This is a genomic window from Nocardia sp. NPDC059228 (genome assembly GCF_042754245.1).
Lineage (GTDB): Bacteria > Actinomycetota > Actinomycetes > Mycobacteriales > Mycobacteriaceae > Nocardia.
In genome coordinates this window covers 1-1,148 of sequence record NZ_JBHZAL010000155.1, presented here as the reverse complement: position 1 = coordinate 1,148, position 1,148 = coordinate 1, and the positions used below count along the sequence as shown (strand labels likewise).

Here is a 1,148-nt window from a genome sequence, read left to right as displayed (position 1 = left end):
GGCGTAGACGACGACGCCGAGGAGGGCGCCGACGTAGAGCAGGATCGCCCGGATGAACAGCTCCAGATAGAGGATGCCGGCGGCGAGGATCGTCACGAGGGACACGACGATGAGCATGATCGGCCCGCCGCCGATCTCGGTGTCCTTCTTCAGCGCCTCGGAGAACGTCCCGAAGAACACATCGGTCTGCCCACTGGTCCCACCGGCGATGACCTCGGTGACGGCGTCGGTGGCGGAGACGAGCGTGTAGAGGATGAGCGGCGTGAACGCGGAGGCGAGGACGGTCAGCCAGAGGAACCCGATGGCCTCGGAGATGGCGGTGGTCAGGGGGACGCCGCGGATGGCGCGCTTGGCGACGGCGAGGAGCCAGAGGATGAGGGTGAGGATGGTGGCGGCGGCGAAGACGACGGCGTACTGGGAGAGGAAGGCGGCGTTGGTGAAGTCGACCGTGGCGGTCTCCTTCACGGCCTTGGAGAGGGTGTCCACGGTCCACGCGGCGGCGTCGGCGCAGCCACGCGCGAGGGAGGTGAGGGGGTCGAGGGCGCTGGTGGGGTCGTTGGGGGTGTTGCGGGAGGATCCACCTGACTCGCCGTCCTCGCAGTAGTCCTTGGCGAGTCCGACGATGAGATCGCAGGGATTGTCACTTTCGCTGGGGCTCGGCGAGGGTGACGGTTCCGCGGAGGAGCTCGTGGCCGAGATCATGACCAGCGCGGAGGCGCCTGCCACTGAGGCGAGGAGCGAGGACAGGCCGAAGCGGCGATTACCGCGCATAGGTGAAGCCTCCGTATCCCTCGACAGCCTTGGCGATCTCGTCGGCGGAGGAGGCTCGGTTGTCACCGCTGACCGGTGTCGGGCCCTCGGATTGCGTCGAGGACACGATCTTCCAGTCGTCACCGACCCACTTGAGCTTCTCGGTGATGGTGAACCAGGTACTGCTGACCGGCTTGGTGGAGCCTTCGCCGGCAAGCCCCACAAGACCGGTTGACCACACTTCGACGGTCGCCGCGTCAGCGCTCAGATCGGTGACTTTCGTACCGACGGGCATGGTCCTGGACACGAAGGTGAGGCCTGATGGCGTGGAGCCGTCCTCGTTGAGGCCGACGTTCTTGAAGAAGTTCGGCGAGTACGCCTTGTCCAGGCTGCTCAGC

Annotated in this window: 1 protein-coding gene and 1 pseudogene; both read right to left on the bottom strand. The window is 66.4% G+C overall.

All coding sequences use genetic code 11. The features are described from left to right. Positions 1 to 771 (bottom strand): hypothetical protein (locus ACFXKA_RS43130; RefSeq protein ID WP_379431931.1); only part of this gene is annotated, 771 nt, incomplete at its 3' end. Beyond that, positions 761 to 1,148 (bottom strand): annotated as a pseudogene (locus ACFXKA_RS43125) (hypothetical protein); the annotation flags it as partial. The pseudogene ACFXKA_RS43125 and the gene ACFXKA_RS43130, both read right to left, overlap by 11 nt.